The sequence below is a fragment of the Microbacterium kyungheense genome, from assembly GCF_006783905.1.
GTDB lineage: Bacteria > Actinomycetota > Actinomycetes > Actinomycetales > Microbacteriaceae > Microbacterium > Microbacterium kyungheense.
Genome location: NZ_VFPE01000004.1, coordinates 172,777 through 195,581, shown reverse-complemented (window position 1 = coordinate 195,581; position 22,805 = coordinate 172,777). Strand labels below are relative to the sequence as shown.

At 71.2% G+C, this 22,805-nt stretch carries 25 protein-coding genes; 15 read left to right on the top strand and 10 right to left on the bottom strand.

The window, feature by feature from the left end:
- Positions 1–35 precede the first annotated feature (35 nt).
- Positions 36–875, bottom strand: a complete 840-nt coding sequence (locus FB391_RS14565; RefSeq protein WP_185843124.1) for a VOC family protein — start codon at positions 873–875, stop codon at positions 36–38.
- 81 nt (positions 876–956) lie between these two features.
- Here FB391_RS14565 and FB391_RS14560 point away from each other — a divergent pair, with 81 nt between their 5' ends.
- Positions 957–1,841 carry a P-loop NTPase family protein gene (locus tag FB391_RS14560; protein ID WP_185843113.1) on the top strand — a complete coding sequence of 295 codons (885 nt, stop codon included), beginning with the start codon at positions 957–959 and terminating at the stop codon, positions 1,839–1,841.
- A 74-nt stretch (positions 1,842–1,915) separates the two neighbouring features.
- On the opposite strand, the gene FB391_RS14555 is transcribed toward FB391_RS14560, so the two are convergent.
- From FB391_RS14555 to FB391_RS14545, 3 genes are all read right to left on the bottom strand, one after another.
- Positions 1,916–3,247, bottom strand: a complete 1,332-nt coding sequence (locus FB391_RS14555; RefSeq protein ID WP_141895523.1) for a uracil-xanthine permease family protein — start codon at positions 3,245–3,247, stop codon at positions 1,916–1,918.
- 78 nt (positions 3,248–3,325) lie between these two features.
- Positions 3,326–4,309: a phosphoribosylaminoimidazolesuccinocarboxamide synthase gene (locus FB391_RS14550; RefSeq protein WP_425462962.1), complete on the bottom strand. Its 984-nt coding sequence runs from the start codon at positions 4,307–4,309 to the stop codon at positions 3,326–3,328.
- Between the two features lie 95 nt (positions 4,310–4,404).
- Positions 4,405–5,265 carry a hypothetical protein gene (locus tag FB391_RS14545; protein ID WP_246093535.1) on the bottom strand — a complete coding sequence of 287 codons (861 nt, stop codon included), beginning with the start codon at positions 5,263–5,265 and terminating at the stop codon, positions 4,405–4,407.
- Positions 5,266–5,491: 226 nt separating this feature from the next.
- On the opposite strand from FB391_RS14545, the gene FB391_RS14540 reads away from it, so the two are divergent.
- The 5 genes from FB391_RS14540 to FB391_RS19730 all read left to right on the top strand — a co-directional run bounded on the left by FB391_RS14540 (position 5,492) and on the right by FB391_RS19730 (position 10,012).
- A complete protein-coding gene (locus FB391_RS14540; protein ID WP_141895519.1) occupies positions 5,492–6,733 on the top strand; it encodes a sensor histidine kinase in 1,242 nt (413 codons plus the stop codon).
- Positions 6,734–6,770: 37 nt separating this feature from the next.
- Positions 6,771–7,451 carry a response regulator transcription factor gene (locus tag FB391_RS14535; RefSeq protein ID WP_141895518.1) on the top strand — a complete coding sequence of 227 codons (681 nt, stop codon included), beginning with the start codon at positions 6,771–6,773 and terminating at the stop codon, positions 7,449–7,451.
- Positions 7,452–7,538: 87 nt separating this feature from the next.
- Complete coding sequence (locus FB391_RS14530) at positions 7,539–8,159, top strand: PadR family transcriptional regulator (protein ID WP_141895516.1); 621 nt, start codon at positions 7,539–7,541, stop codon at positions 8,157–8,159.
- Complete coding sequence (locus tag FB391_RS14525; protein WP_141895514.1) at positions 8,156–9,721, top strand: DHA2 family efflux MFS transporter permease subunit; 1,566 nt, start codon at positions 8,156–8,158, stop codon at positions 9,719–9,721. Before FB391_RS14530 ends, FB391_RS14525 begins: the two co-directional genes overlap by 4 nt.
- Positions 9,722–9,853: 132 nt before the next feature.
- Positions 9,854–10,012: a hypothetical protein gene (locus FB391_RS19730; RefSeq protein ID WP_185843111.1), complete on the top strand. Its 159-nt coding sequence runs from the start codon at positions 9,854–9,856 to the stop codon at positions 10,010–10,012.
- 144 nt (positions 10,013–10,156) lie between these two features.
- Here FB391_RS19730 and purD read toward each other — a convergent pair whose 3' ends face one another.
- Positions 10,157–11,431 (bottom strand): phosphoribosylamine--glycine ligase, encoded by a 1,275-nt coding sequence (gene purD / locus FB391_RS14520; protein WP_141895513.1) that lies wholly within the window; start codon positions 11,429–11,431, stop codon positions 10,157–10,159.
- A gap of 99 nt (positions 11,432–11,530) precedes the next feature.
- On the opposite strand from purD, the gene FB391_RS14515 reads away from it, so the two are divergent.
- The 4 genes from FB391_RS14515 to FB391_RS14500 are packed head-to-tail and all read left to right on the top strand — an operon-like array spanning position 11,531 to position 14,014.
- Complete coding sequence (locus FB391_RS14515; protein ID WP_185843110.1) at positions 11,531–12,367, top strand: alpha/beta hydrolase; 837 nt, start codon at positions 11,531–11,533, stop codon at positions 12,365–12,367.
- Entirely contained in the window at positions 12,364–13,224 is an 861-nt protein-coding gene (locus FB391_RS14510) for a sigma-70 family RNA polymerase sigma factor (protein ID WP_141895494.1), read from the top strand. Before FB391_RS14515 ends, FB391_RS14510 begins: the two co-directional genes overlap by 4 nt.
- 25 nt (positions 13,225–13,249) lie before the next feature.
- Positions 13,250–13,621, top strand: a complete 372-nt coding sequence (locus tag FB391_RS14505; protein ID WP_141895493.1) for a sterol carrier family protein — start codon at positions 13,250–13,252, stop codon at positions 13,619–13,621.
- A 39-nt stretch (positions 13,622–13,660) separates the two neighbouring features.
- Entirely contained in the window at positions 13,661–14,014 is a 354-nt protein-coding gene (locus FB391_RS14500) for a potassium transporter Trk (RefSeq protein ID WP_141895491.1), read from the top strand.
- 13 nt (positions 14,015–14,027) lie between these two features.
- Here FB391_RS14500 and FB391_RS14495 read toward each other — a convergent pair whose 3' ends face one another.
- Complete coding sequence (locus FB391_RS14495; protein WP_141895489.1) at positions 14,028–14,639, bottom strand: zinc-binding alcohol dehydrogenase; 612 nt, start codon at positions 14,637–14,639, stop codon at positions 14,028–14,030.
- Positions 14,640–14,850: 211 nt separating this feature from the next.
- Here FB391_RS14495 and purM point away from each other — a divergent pair, with 211 nt between their 5' ends.
- The 3 genes from purM (at position 14,851) to FB391_RS14480 (ending at position 18,949) form a co-directional block, all read left to right on the top strand.
- Positions 14,851–16,008: a phosphoribosylformylglycinamidine cyclo-ligase gene (purM, locus tag FB391_RS14490; RefSeq protein WP_281286437.1), complete on the top strand. Its 1,158-nt coding sequence runs from the start codon at positions 14,851–14,853 to the stop codon at positions 16,006–16,008.
- Positions 16,009–16,042: 34 nt separating this feature from the next.
- Complete coding sequence (purF, locus tag FB391_RS14485; RefSeq protein ID WP_141895487.1) at positions 16,043–17,503, top strand: amidophosphoribosyltransferase; 1,461 nt, start codon at positions 16,043–16,045, stop codon at positions 17,501–17,503.
- A gap of 186 nt (positions 17,504–17,689) precedes the next feature.
- A complete protein-coding gene (locus FB391_RS14480) occupies positions 17,690–18,949 on the top strand; it encodes an MFS transporter (RefSeq protein WP_141895485.1) in 1,260 nt (419 codons plus the stop codon).
- Positions 18,950–19,090: 141 nt separating this feature from the next.
- Here the strand turns inward: FB391_RS14480 and FB391_RS14475 are convergent, their stop codons facing one another.
- Entirely contained in the window at positions 19,091–19,288 is a 198-nt protein-coding gene (locus FB391_RS14475) for a DUF3073 domain-containing protein (protein ID WP_141895483.1), read from the bottom strand.
- Positions 19,289–19,454: 166 nt separating this feature from the next.
- Between FB391_RS14475 and FB391_RS14470 the strand changes: the two genes are divergently transcribed.
- The gene (locus tag FB391_RS14470) at positions 19,455–19,985 is read left to right on the top strand and encodes a universal stress protein (RefSeq protein WP_141895482.1); all 531 of its coding nucleotides are present in this window, start codon (positions 19,455–19,457) and stop codon (positions 19,983–19,985) included.
- 121 nt (positions 19,986–20,106) lie between these two features.
- Here FB391_RS14470 and FB391_RS14465 read toward each other — a convergent pair whose 3' ends face one another.
- Positions 20,107–20,715, bottom strand: a complete 609-nt coding sequence (locus FB391_RS14465) for a PadR family transcriptional regulator (RefSeq protein WP_141895480.1) — start codon at positions 20,713–20,715, stop codon at positions 20,107–20,109.
- The gene (locus tag FB391_RS14460; RefSeq protein ID WP_141895478.1) at positions 20,715–21,605 is read right to left on the bottom strand and encodes a DUF4097 family beta strand repeat-containing protein; all 891 of its coding nucleotides are present in this window, start codon (positions 21,603–21,605) and stop codon (positions 20,715–20,717) included. Before FB391_RS14460 ends, FB391_RS14465 begins: the two co-directional genes overlap by 1 nt.
- A gap of 153 nt (positions 21,606–21,758) precedes the next feature.
- Here FB391_RS14460 and FB391_RS14455 point away from each other — a divergent pair, with 153 nt between their 5' ends.
- Positions 21,759–22,529, top strand: a complete 771-nt coding sequence (locus FB391_RS14455; protein ID WP_141895476.1) for a MerR family transcriptional regulator — start codon at positions 21,759–21,761, stop codon at positions 22,527–22,529.
- 77 nt (positions 22,530–22,606) lie between these two features.
- Here the strand turns inward: FB391_RS14455 and FB391_RS19725 are convergent, their stop codons facing one another.
- A complete protein-coding gene (locus FB391_RS19725) occupies positions 22,607–22,771 on the bottom strand; it encodes a hypothetical protein (protein ID WP_185843108.1) in 165 nt (54 codons plus the stop codon).
- Between the last annotated feature and the right edge of the window lie 34 nt (positions 22,772–22,805).

Here is a 22,805-nt window from a genome sequence, read left to right as displayed (position 1 = left end):
GAAACGCCGGGGTTCGGGATGCCGCGGCTCGGCGGTCAGCCGCGGCCGGGCGCCGTCGCGTGCAGGAGGTTGCGCCAGGGGTCGTCGAACGACACCGTGCGGCCGTCGTCGCGCACCTCGAAGCCGTGGTGCCGCAGCCGCTCCGACAGCTCGCCGAGCGCGTCGGCGTCGGGCAGGTCGAGATCGACGCGGCCGAGACCCAGGGCGGGCATGCGCGGGCCCGCGCCGCGGGAGTTCCACACGTTCATGGCCATGTGATGGTGGTAGCCGCCCGCACTGACGAACAGCGCCTGGCCGCCCATCGCGGCGGTCTGGTCGAAGCCCAGCGCGTCGACGTAGAACGCGCGTGCCGTCTCGACATCGCCGACCGACAGGTGCACGTGCCCGACGGATGCCGCCTCCTGTGCGGTCCCGCCGCCCGCGGCGCTCTCGGTCAGGTGCTCGCGCAGGAAGCCGTTCGGGTCGAGGTACAGCGTGGCCATCTCGACGGTGCCGTGGGTCCACGACCACTCGGTGCGCGTGCGGTCCCAGTACAGCTCGACGCCGTTGCCCTCGGGGTCGGTCAGGTAGAACGCCTGGCTCACGAGGTGATCGGCGGAGCCGGTGAAGGTCTGCGGCGCTCGCGTGGCGACGCTGTAGAGCGCTGCAGCGAGGGCTTCCTGCGTCTCGAACAGGATCGCGGTGTGGAACAGCCCGGCGGCTCCGGCAACCGCGTGGCGCAGCGCCGGCTCGTGCTGCAGCACGACGATCGCGCGCCCGGCGCGGCCGAGGACGACCCGGTCGCCGTCGGCCGACAGCACCTGCAGCGTGATGACGTCGCGGTAGAACGCGGTCATCCCGTCCAGATCGCCGACGAGCAGCGTGACGGCCCCCATCGCGGTGTCGGGGGCGAGGCGATCGGCCTGTGCATTCACATGAATGAGAACCTCCGGCATCCGCCGATCATTCCCCCGAGGATGGCCGAACTAGTCTGGCAGGGGATCGATGAGAGGGGCGCGATGTCGGGGCTGGTGATGGTCGAAGGGCTGCCCGGGGCGGGCAAGAGCACGGTCGCCCACGGCCTGGCCGAGTGGCTGGCCTTGCACGGGCACGCCGCGGTGAGCTGGCCCGAGGGGCGCGCGGACCACCCGGTCGACTTCGAGCGGGTGGCCCTCCTCGAGGCGACAGCGTGGGATCGCCTTCGCGTGCGCTTCCCGGAGTGGGAGTCCCGCCTGCTCTCGGTGAGCCATGACGTCGGCGGGGTGCTCGTCGTCAAGCATGGGCTCCTTGGCGACCTTCCGCCGGCGCTCGGCGACGAGCTGCGCGGTCTCGATGCGTACGACGGCGCCATCACCGCCGGGCTCTACTCGCGCGCGCTCACCGACAGCTGGCGCCGCTTCGGCGCCGCCCCGCCGCCGGCTGAGGTGCAGGTGTGGGAGTGCGTGCTCATCCAGAACCCCGTGTGCGCGTTCATCGCCCGGCTCGACGAGTCGCCGCTGGCGCTGGAACGTCACGTGCGCGGTCTGGTCGAGGCGGTCCGCCCGCACGACCCGGCGCTCGTCTACCTCGACGTCGGAGACCCGCTTCCCGCGCTCGAGAGCGCCGCGCGCGAGCGCCCGGACGAGTGGCTGCAGTTCGTGATCGAGTACCACACGCAACAGGGCTACGGCCGCCGCCGCGGGCTCGACGGCTTCGACGGGTATGTCGAGTTCATGCGTCACCGACGTGCGCTCGAGCTCGATCTGGTCTCGCGACTGCCGCTGCCGACCCTCGTCGTCCCGGTCGATCCCGATCGGCGGGACGAGACCAGCGCCGAGATCCGGCGCTACGTCGCTGCGCACCTGGGCGTTCCGGCAGCGTAGGCGAGCGCGGGAGGGACGAGGATGCCGCGACCCCGGCGGGCCGGCGGGCCCGGGGCGGCGGCACCCCCGGGGGACTACTGCGGGTCGCCGCCGAGCTGGCCGACGGCCGGGATCGGGCCGCCGTCGTCGGCGCCGGTCTTGCGCCAGCGCGCGATGGCGTTGCCGAGGTGGTAGATCAGCAGGGCGGCGGCGGCGCCGATGACGATCGCGCCGAGCTGGAAGTCGCCCCACACCATCGTGAATCCGGCGATCGCGATCACGAGCGACACGGCCGCGGTGTACTGGTTGACCGGGCGTGAGAAGTCCACGCGGTTGTCGACCCAGATCTTGATGCCGATGATGCCGATGAGTCCGTACAGCGCCGTGGTGACGCCGCCGAGCACGCCCGCGGGGATCGAGTTGAACACGGCGCCGACCACGGGCGACAGTGACAGCAGGATCGCGAAGACGCCCGCGACCCAGTAGGCGGCCGTCGAGTACACGCGGGTCGCGGCCATGACGCCGATGTTCTCGCCGTACGTCGTGGTGCCCGATCCGCCGAAGGTTCCGGCGAGCACGGTCGCCGCGCCGTCGGCGATGAGCGCGCGTCCGGTGTACCTGTTGACCGACCCGTCGGTCATGGTGGCGACGCCGCGGACGTGACCGACGTTCTCGGCGATGAGCACGAGCACGACGGGCAGGAACATCGCGATGACGCTCCAGGTGCCGGGGTTGCCGAAGTCGGCGATGTGGAAGGTCGGCAGGCCGACCCACTGCCCGTTCGCGACGAGCTCGTTGACGGCGGTGAAGTCGATCTCGCCGGCGATGAGCGCCGCGATGTAGCCCACGATCACGCCGACGAAGATCGAGATGCGCCCGAGGAAGCCGCGGAACAGCACGCTGCACAGCACGACCGCGACGAGGGTGATCGTCGCGGTGACCGGCGCCTGCTGGTAGTTCTGCCACGCGACCGGCGCGAGGTTGAATCCGATCAGCGCCACGATCGCACCGGCGACGACCGGCGGCATGAGCTTCTCGATCCAGCCCAGCCCCGCGAACTGCACGATGAACCCGACGGCCGCGAGCAGCACGCCGACCGCGACGATGCCCGCGAGGGCGGACCCCATGCCCTGTGAGGCGGTGGCCGCCGTCACGGGTGCGATGAACGCGAACGACGAGCCGAGGTAGCTGGGCAGGCGGTTGCGTGTGACGAGCAGGAACAGCAGGGTCCCGATGCCCGAGAACAGCAGTGTCGTCGACACCGGGAACCCGGTGAGGATCGGCACGAGGAACGTCGCGCCGAACATGGCGATCACGTGCTGCGCGCCGATGGCGACCGTCGCCGGCCAGTTCAGTCGTTCCTCGGGTCTGACGACCTGGCCAGGTTCGACGGTCCGGCCGTTGCCGTGCAGGGTCCACAGGGGCATGTGCGCTCGCTCCTTCGCGCTCGGGTGTTGTGCTCGCCTCACCCTAGCGGCGCGGAACGGTGCCGCCCTGCGGCAGGCTCAACGAGCCGCTGACGAGGTCAGCAGCTCCAGCAGCTCGCGGTAGCGGGCGGCCGTGCGTTCCACGATGTCGGCGGGCAGCGCCGGCGGCTCGCCCTCGCGCGGCGGCGCCCAGTTGGCGGCCAGCCAGTTGCGCACGATCTGCTTGTCGAAGCTCGCCATGCGCTCGTCCTCGGTGGTTCCCGAAGCCCAGGCGGCGGCATCCCAGTACCGCGACGAGTCGCTCGTGAGCACCTCGTCGGCGAGGGTCAGCACGCCGTTCTCGTCGAGACCGAACTCGAACTTCGTGTCGGCGAGGATCACGCCGTGCGCCTCGGCGGTGCGTGACGCGCGCGTGTAGATCTCGAGCGACAGATCGCGCAGCTCGGCCGCGCGCTCGGCGCCGACCAGCTCGACGGTGCGCTCGTACGAGATGTTCTCGTCGTGCTCGCCCATCGGCGCCTTGTAGGCGGGCGTGTAGATCGGTTCGGGCAGCCGGTCGCCATTGCGCAGCCCCGCCGGAAGAGGGATGCCGCACACCGTGCCTCCGGCCTGGTACTCGGCCCAGCCCGACCCGGTGAGGTACCCGCGCACGACGCATTCGATGGGCAGCATGTCGAGGCTCTTGACGACCATCGCGCGTCCGACGACGGCATCCGGGATCAGGCTCTCGAGGTCGTCCGCGGTGTTCGCCTCGCCGTCGGCACCGAGCCCCAGGGTGTGCGAGGCGGTGAGGTGGTTCGGGATGCCGCGGCCCCCGTCGGCACCGGCCAGCTGGTCGAACCACCACAGGCTGAGCGTCGTGAGCAGCTCGCCCTTGCCGGGGATCCCGGGTGACAGGACGTGGTCGAACGCGCTCACGCGGTCGCTCGCGACGACGAGCATGCGTTCGGGTTCCGCCCCCTCGGGTGTGCCGGCAGGCACGTACAGGTCGCGGACCTTGCCGGAGTAGACGTGTCGCCAGCCGGTGAGTTCGGTCGAGGGAGTGGGGGATGCCGTCACCAGGCCATTATCCCCGGCTCGCGGCCGCCATTGCAGGCCTGGCGAATCGCGAACGGCGTGTGCGTGCCCGGGCGGGCACGCACACGCCGTTGAGCGGCTTACTTGACGGCGACGAAGACGTCGTCGGCCAGCAGCCCGGGCGTGACCACGAGGACGCCGGCATCGGCGGTCGCCGACGGCACCGCCAGCGCGACATTGCCCGTGGCCGATGCACCGGTGTACAGCTCAGACATGCCGTCGAGGGCGTCGGGTGCGACAGCGAGCGAGTCCAGCCCGTTGATCGTGACTCCGTCGGGGGTGACGTAGCCGATCTGGACGAGGGCGGGCATGCCCTTGTCTGCGCCGGTGTAGGTCGTCGTGACGTTGACCAGGATGTATTCGTAACCGGCCTCAGGCGCCTCGTTGAATTGGTTCGCTGCCGCCACCTGGTCGGTCGCGCCCAGCGTGACGCTGTTGACGGTGACATCCCACTCCGGACCGTGGATGACCGAGCCGATCGCCGCCGGGTTGTCGCGCGAGGACCCCGCGGCGGCCGCCGGTTCCTCGGCGGAGTCGTCTTCGGCGTCGGCCGTCTCTTCCGTCGGAGCAGTGACTGACGACCCGGTGGACTCCTCGATCGCGTCGCTGACGGCGGCGGCCGCCAGCGAGAAGAACACGACGAAGCCGACGATCGTCCCCACCACGCTCAGGATCAACGCCACGATCCCGGGCCACTTCTTCCCCTTGAGGATGAGGGCGACGATCGAGAGGACGAAGGCGATCGGCAGCAGGATCCAGCCGACGATGAGGGCACCCGGAATGCACGCGAAGATGAATCCGAGCGCAGCGAGGCCCAGCGCCACCCATGCGAGGGTGTGCACGCGCTGCGTTGCGGCCGGCGTCGCGGCGGCGGGCGCCTCTACGGGCGGAGCAGCTGCGGGGCCAGGAGGCGTCGGCGGCTGCGTGTTGTCGAAGGACATGAGATTTCCTCTCCCAGAGATGTGGAAGATGAGAACTCTCTCATCTTCCTTTGGAGCTTATATGTTGCGGAGTGCATGCTTTCGGCCGGAAGTCCGTGTGAACAGCCTGCGGCGGTGGGACTCGTCAGCGCCTCCCGCTTTCGGTCGTCGTGGCCCGGTCGATCGTCCGAAGATCTCCGATCGGACGCAGCGGGTGCACCGGGAGCCCGGTCTCTAAGCTCGGTCCATGACCGCGATCGCGCGCCCCGGGCATCGAGGGCTCACACAGGCGGTGCGAGTCGGCTCCTCTATCGCTCTCTTCGTGGTGGGTGTGTTCTTCGACGTTCTCGGGGTCATGAATGTCCCCGGCGCCGCTGTGCTGACCGGCGGCGATGATCCTCAGGCGAACGTCACACCGTTCGGCAGTCTGCTGGTCCTCCTGGTCCTGGCGTGCTGGGGCACGATCTTCTTCCGCGCTCGTGCGCCGCTCGTCGTGCTCGTCGCAGGCGGCCTGCTGCTGTTGATCGGCGTCTCGTACCTGCTTGCCCTCATCGGGGCGTACTGCGTCATCGTGCGATGGCCGTGGCGGACCAGGTTCATCGGCCCCCTCACAGCGGCAGCGGTGGTGCTGTTCGTCGCTCGCGAGGCGTTCACCGGGTGGGGTCACGCGTTCGCTTGGTTGGTCGGCAGCGACCCAACGGGGACCGATCCCGTCTGGAGCATCGCCGCGGCGATCGCCGCACTGCTGTCGCTCGGCCTGGTGGCCGCCCTCGTGGCGTACCGGCGCGCGCGGGACGAGGCATCCACGCAGCGGGTCGAAGCCGCGCAGCAGCATGAGCGGGCGGATGCGCTCGATCAGCAGGTGACGCGCCAGGCCGAGCGCGAGCGGATCGCGCGCGACCTGCACGACGGGCTCGGGCACCGGCTCTCGTCGGTGGCCCTGGCCGCGGGAGCGTTCGAGTCGCAGGCTGCCGCGGCGCCCGGGGACCCCGCGCTCGCGGAGTGGGCGCGCGTGCTCCGCCAGCAGGCACACGCGGCACTCGAAGACGTGCGCGGTGTGGTGGGCGGACTGCGCTCGGACACCGGCGAGACCGCCGACGCGCCGCCGCCGTCGATGCGCGGCATCAGCGGTCTCGTCGCCGATCTGCGCGCCGCCGGCCATCGCGTCGATGCCTACGTGTTCCTGGAGGGCATCGACCAGCTCGGTCCGGCGTTCGACGCGGCGGCCTTCCGCATCGTGCAGGAGAGCCTGACGAACGCGCTCAAGCATGCGCCGGGCACGCCGATCTCGGTGCTGGTCGATGCGGCGCCGGATCGCGGCATCCGGATCCGCACCGTGAACGCGCTGGCCGCCGGCTCGTCGCAGATCCCGGGCGGACGCCACGGGATCGAGGGCATGCGCGAGCGCGCCGTCGCCCTGGGGGGGACCGCCTGGATCGGGCCGTACCAGGGCCAGTTCATCGTCGACGTGAGCCTCCCCTGGGGGTGAGTCCGCGGGCGTCGGCGGTCGCCACTATCGTGGCGAAGTGCCCTCAGACACCGCGGATCGTCCCATCAAGGTGCTCGTCGTGGACGACGACTTCCTCGCCCGCGAGGCGATCACCGCGATGCTCCGGCACCATGTGGATCTCGAGGTCGTCGGCACCGCCGCCGGCGGCGTCGAGGCGATCGCCCTGGCCAGGGCGACCCGTCCCGATGTCGTGCTCATGGACGTGCAGATGCCGGGCATGGACGGCGTGGAGACGACCCGTGCCCTCCTCGGGCAGCAGGACACCGACGTCGTCGCGATGACGAGCCTGGCGACCAGCGAGACCGTGTGGCGGATGATCGACGCCGGCGCGTACGGCTACGTGCTCAAGGACGACGCGCCCGCGGATCTCGCCGCAGCGGTGCGGACGGTCGCGCGCGGTGACGCGTTCCTGTCGCCGAGGTACACGCGCGAGCTGCTCGAGCGCTCGGCGTCCGACGCCGGCGCGGACGCCCGGCGGACCGCGGCGGAGCTGTTCGCCACGCTCACCGACCGGGAGCGCGACGCCGCCCGTCTCGTGGCGGCGGGTGCCGGCGACGGCGAGATCGCGCGGGCGATGCATGTCGCGCTGTCGACCGCGAAGGCGCACGTGCAGCAGGCGCGCAACAAGCTCGGCGCCCGCAATCGCACCCAGATCGCCGTGCTGGTCGAGCGCGCCGGTCAGACACCCTCGGCCTGACGCCCGCTCGCCCGCGACCCCGCAGGGGTCTTCCCTTCCACGCGCATCGAGGTATAGTCCATGTGGACTAATCGAAATGGAGTGATCGTGAAGGACCCCGTCGCCCGCCTGACGCCTCTGGGGCTGGTCGTGCTCGCGCTGCTCGGCGAGGGCGACATGCACCCGTACGAGATGATCCGGCTGATGCGGATGCGCCGGGACGACCGTCTCGTCACGATCACCCACGGCACGGTCTACCACACGGTCGCGCGGCTGGAACGGCTCGGCTTCGTCGCAGAGGTCGGCGTGGACCGGGACGGCAACCGGCCCGAGCGCACCACGTACACGCAGACGGATGCCGGCGCCGCCGCCGTGCGCGAATGGATCCGGCGCGAGCTGCCCCTGGTCGACCGCCCGGCCGAGTACCGCGTCGCGCTCGCCGAGGCGCACGGACTCGACCGCGACGAGGCCGTCGCCCTCCTCAGCGAGCGCCGCATGGTGCTGGCCGAGACCCTGGACGAGACCGTCGCGGGCCGCGGGCGGGCTCTCGCCAAGAGCGTCCCCGAGCAGTACCTGCTCGAGCTCGACCGTGAGGCCGCGCTGCTGCGGGCAGACCTCCAGTGGCTCGATGCGACCCTCGACCGCATCCGCCTCCCCGAATACCCGTGGGGGCGCGACGCGCCGCCCACCGACCGTTATCTCGAACAGCGAAAGGCAGCACGCCAGTGACCAACCCCGCCTCCGACGCGGCACCGACGACCGCGCACCCGCCCACCGGCGCGTACGCCGCCGGGCACAAGCCGCGCAGCCCGTGGCCGGCCCTGTGGGCTCTCGTCATCGGGTTCTTCATGATCCTCGTCGACACCACGATCGTCTCGGTCGCCAACCCCGCCATCAAGGCGGCGCTCGACCCCGACACCAACAACCTCGACAACGTCGTGTGGGTGACCTCGGCCTACCTGCTCGCCTACGCGGTGCCGCTGCTGATCACCGGCCGCCTCGGCGACCGCTTCGGCCCGAAGTACATGTACCTCGGCGGCCTCGCGATCTTCACGCTCGCCTCGCTCGGCTGCGGCCTGTCGCCGACGCTCGGCGCGCTCATCGCGTTCCGCGCCGTCCAGGGCCTCGGCGCCTCGCTGATGACGCCTCAGACCATGGCGATCATCACGCGGACCTTCCCGCCGAACCAGCGCGGCGCGGCCATGGGCCTGTGGGGCGCCACCTCGGGCGTCGCGATGCTCGTCGGCCCGCTGGCCGGCGGTCTGCTCGTCGACGGCTTCGGCTGGGAGTGGATCTTCTTCGTCAACCTGCCTGTCGGTGTCGTCGGCTTCGTGCTCGCCTGGATCCTCGTGCCCAAGCTCGAGACCCACCCGCACCGCTTCGACCTCGTCGGCGTCTTCCTCAGCGCGGTGGGCCTGTTCCTCATCGTGTTCGGCCTGCAAGAGGGCGAGACGTACGACTGGGGCGTCATCTGGGGCCCGATCACGGTGTGGGGTCTCATCATCACCGGCGTGATCGTCATGGCTCTCTTCATCTGGCAGCAGGCGAAGACGAAGAGCGAGGCACTGGTGCCACTGGAGCTGTTCCGCGACCGCAACTTCTCGGTCGCGAACATCGGCATCGCCGCGGTCGGCTTCACGGTGACGAGCATGTCGCTGCCGCTGATGTTCTTCCTGCAGCTCGCACGCGGCTTGACTCCGACCGAGTCCGCACTGCTGCTCGTGCCGATGGCCGTGGCGGCGGGCGTGCTGTCGCCGCTGGCTGGCCGCTGGCTCGACCGCACCGACCCGCGGGTGCTGCTCGTGCCCGGTCTGCTGCTGGTCGCAGGCTCGCTCGTCCTCTATTCGACGCTGATGAACCTCGACACCCCGATCTGGGTGTTCCTCATCCCGTCGTTCATCATGGGCGTCGGCAACGCGGGGATGTGGGGACCGCTGGCCACCACCGCCACCCGCAACCTGACGCCTCGTCAGGCGGGCGCGGGCGCCGGCATCTACAACACGACGCGCACCATCGGATCGGTGCTCGGATCGGCGGCGATCGCCGTGTTCATGCAGAGCCGCATCGAGGCGAACATCCCGGGTTCGGCGGACGCCGCGGGCGGCAGCTTCAGCGCGGGGCAGCTCCCCGAGTTCGTCGCCGAGCCGTTCGCGACGGCGATGGCGCAGACGGTGCTGCTGTCGGCCGCCGCCATCCTGATCGGCGTCGTGGCGGTGCTGTTCCTGCGCCGGCCGCAGGCGACGTCGACCGAAGACTGGCACGCCGCGCACCTCGCCGACGTCGCCGACTGAGGCGAAGAGACAAAGTGGATGCCGGCGGCCGCGGCCGCCGGCATCCACCTTCCGCGGCCACGCGGACTACCGACGGGCCTCGCGTTTGTCAAGAGGATGCGACGGGGGCGGGTGTCGCCCCACTATGGGGTCATGTCCGCACTCGCAGTGATCCTGCTCATCATCGGAATCGTGCTGCTGCTGTTCGGCGTGTTCGTCGAGGCGGCCAAGTTCCTGCTGTGGGTCGGGATCGTGATCATCGTGATCGCGATCATCGCCTGGCTCATGCGCTTCATCCGCCGTCAGACCTGAGTCCCCCACCTCGGGTCCGGATGCCCGCGGCGAATCGATGATTCCCGAGGCATCGCGACGCCGGCGCTGTGAACCCCCAGACCACAGCGCCGGCGTCATTCTTGTGCGGCCGGCGGCTCGGCGGGGTGCCCTCTGGGGGCGGGGTCAGAGGCCTTCGGACACGCGGGCGGCGATGTCGGTGCGGTGCTGCCCGCCGTCCAGGCCGATCGCGTCGACGGCGCGGTAGACGCGCTCGCGGGCCTGGGCGAACGTCGTCGCGACGCCCACGACGTTGAGCACGCGCCCGCCGGTGGCCACCAGTCCGCCGTCGGTCTCGGCCGTGGCCGCGTGCGCGAGATGCACGCCTTCGATCGCCTCGGCGTCGCGCAGGCCGGTGAGGGCGCGGCCGGTGACCGGTGCCGCGGGGTATCCCTCGCTCGCCAGCACCACGGTGACGGCGACGTCGTCGGCGAACGCGGGACGGGGGAGGTCTTCGAGGTGGCCGGACGCCGCGGCCAGCAGCAGCTCCGACAGCGGGTCGACGAGCCGCGGCAGCACGACCTGCGTCTCGGGGTCGCCGAAGCGCGCGTTGAACTCGATGACCTTGACGCCCGACTCGGTGAGGATGAGCCCTGCGTACAGCAGACCGATGAACGGCGTGCCCTCGGCGTCGAGCTGGCGGATCACCGGCTCGGCGACGGTGCGCGTGACCTCGTCGACGAACGCCTCTTCACTGCCGAACGTGCCGTCGAGCCAGGGCAGCGGCGAGTACGCGCCCATGCCGCCGGTGTTGGGGCCCTCGTCGCCGTCGAGCAGGCGCTTGTAGTCCTGCGCGGGGCTGAGCGGCAGCACGTGGTCGCCGTCGCTCAGGAAGAACAGCGACACCTCGGGTCCGGCGAGGAACTCCTCGACGAGCACCGCGCCGGACGAGAGGTACTCGTCGGCGTGCGCGAGGGCGGCATCGCGGTCGGACGTCACGATGACGCCCTTGCCCGCGGCCAGGCCGTCGGCCTTGACCACGTGCGGGGCGCCGAGCTCGTCGAACGCCGCCTCGACCTCGGCCCGGGTCGCCGCGCGCACGGCGCGGCCCGTCGGCACGCCCGCAGCATCCATGATCCGCTTGGCGAACGCCTTGGAGCCCTCGAGCTGCGCCGCCATGCGGCTCGGTCCGAACACGGGGATGCCGCGCTCGTGGACCGCGTCGGCGACCCCGGCGACCAGCGGCGCCTCGGGCCCGACGATCACGAGGTCGACGTGGTTCTCGTTGGCGAAGTCCGTGACGGCTCCGGGGTCGTTGGCGTCGAGCGCGACGAGCTGCGCGTTCTGCCCGATGCCGGCGTTGCCGGGGGCCGCGAAGATCTCGTGCTCGGCCTCCTCCGACCGCAGCGCCAGGATGATGGCGTGCTCGCGCGCGCCCGAACCGAGGACCAGGATCTTCACCCGATCAGCCTACCGGCGGGGTCCGTGGGGTTTCGGGGCCACCCGGTCGCGTCAGGCCGATTCCTCTCGCCGGCGTCGTGCGTCTACACGGGTATGGGAATGGACACTGTCGCGGCCTCCGACGTCAACCGACGGCACTGGGAGGCGGTCGCCCGGGGCGGCGACGTGCCGCCGTGGCAGGACCTCGGCACCGAGCCCGAGGGGGTCGTCGCGACGCGCGTCGACGAGCCGCCCGGGCTGTGGCTGCAGCCTCCGGACGCCGACACCCGGGCGGCGATCCTCGGGATCCACGGCGGCGGCTTCGTCAGCGGGTCGTCGGCGACGCACGCCCGGCTCTTCGGGCATCTTGCGCTCGCCGCGCGCACGCCCGTGTTCGCGATGGACTACGGGCTCGTTCCCGCACACGTGTTCCCGAGCCAGGTGGAACAGGTGGCCATCGCACACCGCTGGCTGAGCGAGCGCGCCTCGCGGGTCGCCGTGGCGGGCGACTCGTGCGGCGCCCTGCTCGCGCTCGGACGCGCGCTGCAGCCGGACGCCGCTCCTCGCGGCCTTTTCCTGATGTCGCCGTGGACCGACCTCGCGGCAGGCGGCGCCTCGTACGACCGCGGCGCCGATCCGTTCTTCACGCGCGACGTCGTCCGCGGGCTCGCCGAGGCGTACCTCGCGGGTGCCTACCGTCACGACGTGCGCACGGCGCCGCTCGACGCCGACCTGAGAGACCTGCCGCCGACGCTCGTGCAGGTCGGCGGCGACGAGGCGCTCCTCGACGACGCCGTCGCCCTCGTCCGCCACGCGGGGGCGGCCGGGGTCGACGTGCGGCTCGACATCGCAGCGGGGCAGCTGCACACGTTCCAGATGGCGGCGGGCCGCTCGGATGCCGCCACCCGGGCGATCGCCGAGGCCGGGGCGTGGCTGCGGTCGATACTGGTGCCGTGAGCACGTTCGAGGCCGAGGCGGCCGCAGCGCGTCGCCCGCTGCTCGTCCACTGCTACCGCATGCTCGGCTCCGACGACGAGGCCGAGGACGCGGTGCAGGAGACGCTCGAGCGCGCGTGGCGGGCATGGGACGGGTTCGAAGGACGCTCCAGCGCCCGCACCTGGCTCTACGCCATCGCGACGCGCGCGTGCCTGGACCGGCTGCGTTCGCGGCGGTCGCACCCCGAGGTCGGGCTCGACGGCGTCCCGGAGTCCGCGCACCCCGCCACGGGCGTGCGGCCGTTCCCCGGTGGCGGCGACGACCTGCGCCTCGCGTTCGTCGTGGCGCTGCAGCACCTGCCGGCGTCGCAGCGTGCCGTCCTGCTGCTGCGCGACGTCCTGCGGTTCTCGGCGGCCGAGACCGCGGAGGTGCTCGACACGACCGTGGCGGCGGTCAAGAGCGCGCTGCAGCGGGCGCGTGCGCGGATCGCCCGCAGCGCGCCGCGCCCCGATGACGTGGCCGAACCGACGGATGCTGCCACCCGTCGTGCGCTCGACACCTACGTGTCGGCGTTCCTGACCGGCGACGTGTCGCGGCTCATCGGCCTGCTGCGCGACGACGCGGTGCTCGAGCTGCAGCCGCAGGCCGAGATCTTCGACGGCAAGGCGGCGTGCGGCGACGTGCTGCGTTCGGCGGTCGGACGGCCCGGCGACTGGTCGATGCGGCAGATCGTCGCCAACGGGCAGCCGGCCGTGGTGGCGTTCCGGGAAGGTGCGGCGTTCGGGGTCGGGGTGCTGGATGTGCGCCGCGACGGCATCGCCCGCATCACGGTGTTCGCCGATCCGGCGCTCGCGGCGCGGTTCGACGGGTCCGCATGAGTCCGGGCCCGCGTACGGTGGAGCAATGGCCACGCGCAGGATCTCGACCGACGACGGCCGCGCGGCGCTGAACGCCGTCGCGGCGGCGGTGGCGACATCCGCCCCTCCCGCCCGCACCGACAACGCCACCGCGGTGCGCTACCTGCTGCAGCTGCTCGCCGAGAAGGCGCCGGGCAACTCGGTCGAGGTGCGCGTGCCGCCGTTCGGCGCCGTGCAGGTCGTCGAAGGGCCGCGGCACACGCGCGGCACCCCGCCGAACGTCGTCGAGACCGACGCGGCGACCTGGATCGCCCTCGCGACGGGCGCCGAGCAGTGGACGGATGCCGCTGCCGCGGGCCGGATCAGCGCCTCAGGCACGCGCGCCGACATCTCGCACCTGCTGCCGCTGCGTCCCTGAGCGGGCGCGATGCCGCCGGGCGAGTGGGACAATGGAGGCATGCCCGAGCACAGCCAGGACCGCATCGAGACCGTGCGCGTGCGTCGCGCACCGAAGATCTCTGTGTTCCTGATCGTCGGGGCCGTCGTCGGCGTCTTCGTCGCGATGATCCTCACCTTCGCGTTCAACGGCACCGCCGAGGCCAGCCCCAACACCGGCGTGGAGTACTCGCAGGGCCAGGTCTTCGGCTTCCTCGTGCTGATCTGCGCACCCATCGGCATCGCGCTCGCCGGCATCCTCGCGCTCGTCCTCGACCGCCGCTCCCGCCGGCGCACGCACGAGATCGCGGTCGACCACGAGTCCGTGCACGTCGACCCCGAGCCCGGCACCAACGGCGACGGCCCGGGCCACTGAGACCGGGCGTGCGCTAGGCGAGCTCGGCGATGATCGGGTGGATCGCGGCATCGAACGCCGCGACGTCGCCCCGCAGCCCGTCGGTCACCGCGACCGTCAGCGCGCCGATCCACCACACGCCGCGCTGAGTGAGCGGCAGCACCTGCACGTTGAGCTCGAACGCGTGCGCGCGGCGCCCCACCTGCCGCTCGTGCTCGGCGATCGCGCCGGCATACGCCCGGTAGGTCGTGCCCGTGCTGTGCGACGCCTCTCTGCGGTACCGCTCGTGCGCCGACTGCGCGAACGCGAGCGCCTCGGCCGCGTGCGGCACGACGGCGCCGCGCAGCACGTCGGCGCCTTCGGTGGGGAGCGCGAGCGCGGTGCCGAACTCGTCGACCAGTTCCAGCGGCACCGCCGACGGATGCGCCTGCGGCTCGACCGTCATCGCCCAGTACGCGCGCCACTGCTCTTCGAGCGCATCCTGGGCGGCCGCACTGCGGTCGTTCGCCCGAGCCGGAATGCCGCGCAGGTGCGGCAGCTCCTCCGGTGAGCGGATGCCGAGCACCTGCCGCAGATAGAGGGCAAGAAGCACCGGCTGACCGGCGTCTTCGCGGATCAGCCACTCCGGAGCACCGGCGCCTCCCATGCCGTTCATTCTAGGTCCGCGGCGCGGGGCCGAGGCGGGAATGCCGCGTCGATCCGCCGGTCCTCGCGTCCCCGATCCGTCCGCGTGCACCGCACGCGCACGAGGTGCCGGCACAGGCGCGCGTTCGGCGTCAGTGAACCGATTCAGCGGTGGGGGCGGGGCGGTGCGACATCCGGCGTCCGCTCAGGCAGGCCGCCGGTAGGCTGGAGGCGTGGCCTCATCCGATCGCGATGCCCCCTCCCGCCCCCAACCGCCCGTGAACCCGTACGCGGCGGCCGGCGTCGACACCGCCGCCGGCGACCTCGCCGTCGAACTCATGAAGTCCGCGGTGCGTCGCACCCACGGTCCCGAGGTGCTCGGCGGCGTCGGCGGGTTCGCCGGACTCTTCGATGCGACCGCGTTCAAGGCGTACGACAAGCCGCTGCTGGCCACCAGCACCGACGGCGTGGGCACGAAGGTCGCGATCGCGCAGGCGATCGACAAGCACGACACGATCGGCCAGGACCTCGTCGGCATGGTCGTCGACGACATCGTCGTGGTCGGCGCGAAGCCGCTGTTCATGACCGACTACATCGCGTGCGGCAAGGTCTTCCCCGAGCGCATCGCCGACATCGTCCGCGGCATCGCCGACGGCTGCGCGGCGACCGGCACCGCCCTCGTGGGCGGCGAGACGGCCGAGCACCCGGGTCTGCTCGGAGTGAACGACTACGACGTCGCCGGCGCGGCGACCGGCGTGGTCGAGGCATCCCGCATCCTCGGGGCGGAGCGCGTGCGAGACGGCGACGTCGTCCTCGCGCTGGCCTCGAGCGGCCTCCACTCGAACGGGTACTCGCTGGTGCGCCACATCGTCGCCGGCGCCGGCATCCACTACGGCGACAACTCGGCCGACTTCGGCACCACGTGGGGCGAGGTCCTGCTCGAGCCGACGCGCCTCTACACGCTGCCGCTGCTGCGCCTGCTCACCGAGACCGGCGACGGCGTCCATTCGCTCAGCCACGTCACCGGTGGCGGGATCGCCGCGAACCTCGCGCGCGTGCTGCCCCAGGGCACCTGGGTGGAGGTCGACCGGTCGACGTGGTCGCCGTCCCCGGTGTTCCGCGTCCTCGCCGACCTCGGAGGCCTGGAGCTGGAGGCGACCGAAGGCACCTGGAACCTCGGCATCGGCTTCCTCGCGGTCGTGTCGCCCGAGAAGGCGGAGGCGGCGGCATCCGCGCTCTCCGGCGAGGGCATCGCGACCTGGCAGGTGGGGACCGTCCGCACCGGCTCGCGGCCGGACGACACGCACGGCCACTGGGAACAGGGCGCCAAGGGCGTCGACGGCGGCGCGGTGCGTCTCATCGGCACCTACGCAGACCACGCGGCTCGCTGAGCGCGCAGACACAGAACGAAGGCAAGCAACACCCATGTGCGGAATCGTCGGGATGGTGGGCCGCGGGTCCGTCAACCAGGAGATCTACGACTCCCTCCTCCTGCTGCAGCATCGGGGTCAGGACTCCACGGGCATCGCCACGGCCGAGAACAGCGGCGTCGTGCACATGCACAAGGCGAGCGGGCAGGTGCGCGAGGCGTTCCGCACGCGCGACATGCGTGCGCTCCTCGGCGAGATCGGCCTCGGCCACGTGCGCTACGCCACGAAGGGCACCGCGTCCAGCGAAGAGGAGGCGCAGCCGTTCTACGTCAACGCGCCCTACGGCATCGTGCTGGTGCACAACGGCAACCTCACCAACACGCGTGAGCTGACCGACGAGCTCTTCCACAAGGATCGTCGCCACCTCAACACCAGCTCCGACACCGAGCTGCTCGTGAACGTGCTGGCCAACGAGCTGCAGTCGTCGATCTCGGGCCTCGAGCTCGACCCCGAGCAGGTGTTCCACGCCGTGACGCGCGTGCACGAACGCGTTGAGGGCTCGTACGCCGCCATCTCGCTGATCGCCGGCTACGGTCTGCTGGCCTTCCGCGATCCGTTCGGCATCCGCCCGCTCATCCTCGGCACGCGCAAGAACCCCGACGGCCACTACGAGTGGGTTGTCACCAGCGAGTCGCTCGTGCTCGAGAACGGCGAGTTCGAGGTCGTCCGCGACGTCGAGCCCGGCGAGGCGGTGTTCATCGACCTCGACGGCAAGCTCCACACGCGCCAGTGCGCGTCCGACCCGAAGCTCGTGCCGTGCTCGTTCGAGTACGTGTACCTCGCGCGTCCGGACTCGGTCATGAACGGCATCTCGGTGTACGACGCCCGCCTGCGCATGGGCGAGCGCCTCGCCGACACGATCGCGAAGTACACGCCGAGAGAAGCGATCGACGTGGTCATGCCGATCCCGGACTCGTCGCGTCCGGCAGCGATGCAGGTGGCCCGCAAGCTCGGCGTCGAGTACCGCGAGGGCTTCTACAAGAACCGCTACATCGGCCGCACGTTCATCATGCCGGGCCAGGCCGTGCGCAAGAAGAGCGTGCGCCAGAAGCTCAACGCGATGTCGAGCGAGTTCAAGGGCAAGAACGTGCTGCTGATCGACGACTCGATCGTGCGCGGCACCACCTCGAAAGAGATCATCCAGATGGCTCGGGATGCCGGGGCCAAGAGCGTCACGTTCGCCTCGGCCGCGCCGCCCGTGCGCTACCCGCACGTGTACGGCATCAACATGCCCTCGCGGCACGAGCTCGTGGCCCACGGCCGGACGATCCCCGAGATCGCCGACGAGCTGGGCGCCGACTTCGTCGTGTACCAGGAGGTCGACGACCTCAAGGCCGCGATCCTGGAGGGCTCCGACGTCGAGGACCTCGACATGAGCTGCTTCGACGGCCGCTACGTCACGGGCACCGTCACCGACGAGTACCTGGCCTGGGTCGAGGGCTCGCAGGAGTCCTGACGCGAGCACCGGCCCGCGGCATCCCGTCCCACACCTCTCCTGCCGGCATCATGTGCTATCGCCGACCGCACACGTTGCGTGCGTCGACGACGTGTGCGTTCGACGAGAGCACATGATCGCGGCGGGTGGGCCGGAGCAGGGGATGCCGGAGCCGCGGCATCCGGCTCCCCGTAGGCTGGACGGGTGATGTCGACCCCGCGCCCGCTGTGGCAGGGGAGGACCCTCGCGGTGGTCGGGATCGTGCTCTTCGCGTTCTCGCTGCGCTCCGCGGTGGCCTCGCTCTCGCCGCTGTTCGATCACATCTCGGCCGAGTTCGACCTCCCTGCGGCGGTCATCGGGCTGATCGGCACCGCGCCGCCCGTGTGCTTCGCCGTCTTCGGCCTGCTCACACCCGCGCTCGAGCGCCGCTTCGGGCTCGAGCGCCTCGCCGTCGCGGCGATGGTCGTCGTCGCCCTCGGACTCGTCGCACGCAGCCTGGCGCCGGACGCGGGACTGCTGCTGGCGGGCACGGCTCTGGTGTTCGCCGCGGTCGGCACCGGCAACATCCTGCTGCCGCCGCTCGTGAAGCGCTACTTCCCCGACCGCATCGGCCTCATGACCACGGTCTACTCCACGACGATGGCCGTCTCGACGTCGCTGCCCGCGCTCATCGCGGTGCCGGTCGCGGACGCGGCCGACTGGCATCTGTCGCTCGGACTGTGGTCGGTGTTCGCGCTGGCCGGCACGATCCCGTGGATCGGGCTCGCCGTGCGCCGCCGTGCCGAGATCGTGGCCGAGGCCGCTGCGGCCGACCCGGTGCGGCCCGCGTCCGAGGATGTCGAGGGTCCGAGCCCGCGTGCGTTCGGGCGCATGTGGCGCGTGCCCCTGGCGTGGGGTCTGCTCGTGACCTTCGCGGCGTCGGCGACGATGGCCTACACCTCGTTCGCGTGGCTGCCGAAGATGCTGGTCGACATCGCCGGGGTGACGCCCGCCGCGGCCGGCGGGCTGCTGTCGCTGTTCGGGTTCATGGGGCTGCCGGCATCCCTCGCCGTTCCGCTCCTGGTGGCCCGCGCGAACGCGACACGTCTGCTCATCGGCATCGCGATCGCCAGCGGCTTCGTCGGCCTGGGCGGGCTGCTGCTCGCGCCCGCTGCGGCGCCGTGGCTGTGGGTGGCGCTGTTCGGCCTGGCGCCGCTGCTGTTCCCGCTCGTGCTGGTGCTGCTGGGACTGCGCACGCGCACGCACGAGGGAGCGGTCGCCCTGAGCGGGTTCGTGCAGAGCATCGGCTACGGCATCGCCGCGCTGTTCCCGCTCGGCATCGGCCTGCTCCACGATGCCACGGATTCGTGGACGGGGCCGCTCATCGTGCTCGTGCTCGTGGTCGCGGCGGTGATCCCGGCCGGTGCCATCGCCGCGCGTCCTCACACCGTCGAGGACGAGTGGGAGCGTCGGCACGGCGCCTGGTGACAGGCGCGCGTGACGGGCGCGCGCCTCGCGTCGAGGACGTGCGACGGGTCGCCGACGGCGGCCGCGGCGCGGCATCCCGGACGTCACGCATCGGGGAGATCGCGCAAGCGCGCCCCCGTCGCTGACGGCGGGGGCGGCGGCTTACGCCTGCGACGACGAGAGCGGCGAGGTCTCGTCCTCGTCTTCGTCGTTGTACTGGTCGGCCCACTTGTCGACGTACTCGTCTTCACTGTGGTGACCGAGCTCGCGCTCAAGCGCCGAGTAGTTCACGCTGTACGTGTCGTACTTCAGCTCTCGGGCGATCTTGGTGTGCTTCGCCTTCTGACGGCCACGCCCCATGCGAGACCCCCTCATTTAGAGTTGCGGGCTTTTGCGGGCTGTCAGCCTCGCAAACCCGGGCATTCACGAATCCGGCTTCGAACCGGTAAGAGTAGCATTCAGGATAACACGGAGCCCCCGCACCCCGGCGGTTCCGAGCCCACCGGTGCGGGAGGAGCACGGACGTATGACCGACGAGGCATCCGACGCCGTCAGCAACGAGGGGCTCGACGGGGCCGTGATCGTGGGAGTGGTGCCCGACCAGTCCGGGCGCGTCCTGAAAGAGGCGGCGCGGTACGCGAAGCTGTTCCAGGCTCCGCTCGTGGTGGCGCACGTCGACGTCACGCGGTTCGTCACGTACGAAGACCCCGACGGGTATGTGCACTCCGCCCCGATCGACCTCAACATCGCCGCCGGCGAGGGTGATCTCGCGAAGGTGACGGATGCCGCCACCGCCGCGCTCGAGGGGTCCGGCGTCGACTGGGTCGCACGCCAGCTCGTGGGCGACCCCGCGATGGCCATCAAGCATCTGGCCGACCAGCTCGACGCGCGGCTGCTCGTCGTGGGCACGCGCAAGCGCGGGTTCGGCGAGTCCGTGCGCGAGTTCTTCACCGGTTCGGTCGGCGCCCGTCTCGCGCACCGCCAGCACCGGCCGATCCTGATCGTGCCGCTGGGCGAGCCCGTCGCGGACGACGAGGAGATCTGGCCGGCGTCGTAGCCCGGCCCGATCGATCGGCCGTCGAGCGAGCGAAGCGAGACGAAACGCGGTGCCCGAGGTCGCCCGTGCGCCTGCGTCTCGTCTCGCTCCTTCGTCGCTCGCCCAACGACCCGGCCTGAGGTCAGCCGCGCAGGGCGCGGGTGACGTCACGGGCGATGCGGTCGAGTTCGCCGACCAGCTCGTCGACCACGGTCGCGGCCAGGTCGCCGCCACGCGCGACGTGGGTGCGCAGATCGCTGCGCACGCGTGCGCGGAACTCGTTCACCGACGCGTCCGCCCGCTGCAGCTGCTCGCGGGCGAGCACGCGCGGGTCGTCCTCGCGCGGATCCTGCGGCGTGGCGGCGCGCTCTTCGCGGGACGCCGCGGCGAGGTCGGCGCGCAGGCTCTTCATGGCCTCGCGCACACTCCCGCGCACCTCGTCGGCGATGAGCCGCACCGAGTCGGCGAGGCCGGCCTCGATGCCCTCGAGCTCGCCGGCGCGCGCCTGGACTTCGGCGTGACCCGCCTCGGTGATCGCGTACACGGTCTTGCGGCCGTCGACGGTCTTGGTGACCAGGCCCTCCTCCTCGAGCTTCGCGAGGCGGGGGTAGATCGTGCCGGCGCTGGGTGTGTAGGTGCCACCCGTGCGGTCCGACAGGGCCTGCATGATGTCGTAGCCGTGGCGCGGCCCCTCATCGAGCAGGTTCAGCAGGTACAGGCGCAGGTCGCCGTGCGAGAAGACGGGGGCCATCACTCCTGCTCCCACTCGGCCTCGGGGGCCGCCTCGGGCGATGCGGATGCCGGCGGTGCGGCATCCCCGAAGTACTCGGTGCGGCGCAGCACCGTGACGTCGCCCGACACGCTGTGCGCCCGGACGTCGGCGAAGCTGCCGCTGAGCTCGCCGACCGAGCCCGTGTAGTTGGTCGTCGGTCCCGAGCCGTTGCCCGAGCGCACGACGCCGTCGATCTGGACGCGGCCGCTGACGCTGCGCACGACGTAGTTGGCGGGGTAGCCCTCGTCCAGGCGCACGGTGGCGTTGCCGCTGACGGTGTTGACGCTCACGGTGAGGATGTCGCCGGCGGAGTCGACCAGGGCCGCCCCCGACACGGTGTCGATCGTGGCCTTGCGCAGCGCGCCGGTGGCCGCGACGTCGCCCGAGACGCTGTTGGCGTTCAGCGAGCCGACGAGCTCGCGCACCTGCACGTCGCCGGACACGGCGTTGACCGAGAGGTCGCCCGCGAGGCCGTCGACGATGATGTCGCCCGACACGGTGTTGAGCGAGGCGTTGCCGCGCAGACCCGACACGAGACCGCTGGCGCTGACGACGCCCAGGGTCAGCGCGACGTCACGGGGGACCGCGACGCTGACCTCGGCCCGGGGGCCGCCGGCGCCGAAGTTGCGGAACACTTCGAGGAAGTTGTCCCACCGCAGCTGCGGGTGGTCGATCTCGACGTGATCGTCGTCGACCTCGATGCGGAGGTCCTTCACGGTGACACCGTGCACCTCGATGCGGGCGCCGGGCTCATCGTGGGCGATGACGTCGATCTGGCCGCCCACGAGGCCGATCTTGAGCGTGCGCACGGTCTCGATGTCGATCACGCGCGTCTCGCCCGGGTGGATGATCCACTTCTCCAGGGTCATGACTGGTTCTCCTGCGGTTCTCTCGTTGGGGTGATCCGGCTCGCGATATATCGCGTATGGGAGAACGGTAACACGATATATCGCGAGCATGTCAAGCGTCCGGCGAAATCTCAGCTTGACCTTGACGCAACGTCAACCTTTACCGTGGTGGACATGAACGACGACGAGGAATGGTCGATCCAGCAGATCGCCCGGCTCGCCGGCACGACGAGCCGCACGCTCCGCCACTACGACGACATCGGGCTGCTCGCGCCGTCGAGCATCGGCCACAACGGCTACCGCTACTACGACCAGGCTGCGCTCGTGCGCCTGCAGCGCATCCTGCTGCTGCGCGAGCTCGGTCTGGGACTGCCGCAGATCGGCGACGTGCTCGGGCGCGAGGCATCCGAGGCGCACGCCCTCGAGAGCCATCTCGCCTGGTTGCGGCAGGAGCAGGACCGGCTGGCGCGCCAGGTCGCGTCGGTCGAGACCACCATCACGGCCTTGAAAGGAGGTGAACGACTGATGGCAGAGAACATGTTCGACGGGTTCGACCACACGCAGTACAAGGACGAGGTCGAACAGCGCTGGGGAAAGAAGGCGTACGCCGACAGCGACCGCTGGTGGCGCTCGATGAGCGCCGACGACAAGGCCGCGTGGGAGCAGCGCGCGGCAGACCTCGGACGCGACTGGATCGCGGCCGCGGAGTCCGGCGTCGCCCCCGACAGCGACGAGGCGCAGGCACTCGCGAAGCGGCACGTCGAGTGGCTGACCGGCATCCCGGGGACCCCCGCGGCCGCCCCGGGCGGCGACGTCAAGGCGTACGTGCTCGGGCTCGGCGAGATGTACGTCGCAGATCCGCGCTTCGCAGCCAACTACAACGGCACGAAGGGCGCCGAGTTCGTCCGCGACGCGCTCCGCGTCTACGCGGAGGCGCAGCTGTAGAACGCCCGATCACACGGAAAGAGCGGATGCCGCAGCCCTCGGGCCGCGGCATCCGCTCTCTCTCGTTCCCGGCGTCGTCAGGTGTTGCGGTTTCCGCTCAGTACGCGGAACAGGAACGCGATGAGTGCGATGACACCGACGATGATCGCGACCCACAGCAGCCAGTTCAGGGCAGAGCTCAGGCCGCCGACGATGGCGAGGATGATGGCGATGACGATGATGATGATGAGGGCGATGTTCACGGGGGTCCTCCTCCTTCTGGGTGCCGACGCAGGT

Coding starts and splice junctions, on each gene's coding strand:
- FB391_RS14545 (WP_246093535.1), bottom strand. CDS start 5,265: ATGTCCTTCGACAACACGCAGCCGCCGACGCCTCCTGGCCCCGCAGCT.
- purF (WP_141895487.1), top strand. CDS start 16,043: ATGTGCGGAATCGTCGGGATGGTGGGCCGCGGGTCCGTCAACCAGGAG.
- FB391_RS14460 (WP_141895478.1), bottom strand. CDS start 21,605: ATGACCCTGGAGAAGTGGATCATCCACCCGGGCGAGACGCGCGTGATC.
- FB391_RS14560 (WP_185843113.1), top strand. CDS start 957: ATGGCCGAACTAGTCTGGCAGGGGATCGATGAGAGGGGCGCGATGTCG.
- FB391_RS14475 (WP_141895483.1), bottom strand. CDS start 19,288: ATGGGGCGTGGCCGTCAGAAGGCGAAGCACACCAAGATCGCCCGAGAG.
- FB391_RS14555 (WP_141895523.1), bottom strand. CDS start 3,247: ATGCCCCTGTGGACCCTGCACGGCAACGGCCGGACCGTCGAACCTGGC.
- FB391_RS14505 (WP_141895493.1), top strand. CDS start 13,250: ATGGCCACGCGCAGGATCTCGACCGACGACGGCCGCGCGGCGCTGAAC.
- FB391_RS19730 (WP_185843111.1), top strand. CDS start 9,854: ATGTCCGCACTCGCAGTGATCCTGCTCATCATCGGAATCGTGCTGCTG.
- FB391_RS14465 (WP_141895480.1), bottom strand. CDS start 20,715: ATGGCCCCCGTCTTCTCGCACGGCGACCTGCGCCTGTACCTGCTGAAC.
- FB391_RS14470 (WP_141895482.1), top strand. CDS start 19,455: ATGACCGACGAGGCATCCGACGCCGTCAGCAACGAGGGGCTCGACGGG.
- FB391_RS14495 (WP_141895489.1), bottom strand. CDS start 14,639: ATGGGAGGCGCCGGTGCTCCGGAGTGGCTGATCCGCGAAGACGCCGGT.
- FB391_RS14515 (WP_185843110.1), top strand. CDS start 11,531: ATGGACACTGTCGCGGCCTCCGACGTCAACCGACGGCACTGGGAGGCG.
- FB391_RS14480 (WP_141895485.1), top strand. CDS start 17,690: ATGTCGACCCCGCGCCCGCTGTGGCAGGGGAGGACCCTCGCGGTGGTC.
- FB391_RS14565 (WP_185843124.1), bottom strand. CDS start 875: ATGGGGGCCGTCACGCTGCTCGTCGGCGATCTGGACGGGATGACCGCG.
- FB391_RS14540 (WP_141895519.1), top strand. CDS start 5,492: ATGACCGCGATCGCGCGCCCCGGGCATCGAGGGCTCACACAGGCGGTG.
- FB391_RS14500 (WP_141895491.1), top strand. CDS start 13,661: ATGCCCGAGCACAGCCAGGACCGCATCGAGACCGTGCGCGTGCGTCGC.
- FB391_RS14455 (WP_141895476.1), top strand. CDS start 21,759: ATGAACGACGACGAGGAATGGTCGATCCAGCAGATCGCCCGGCTCGCC.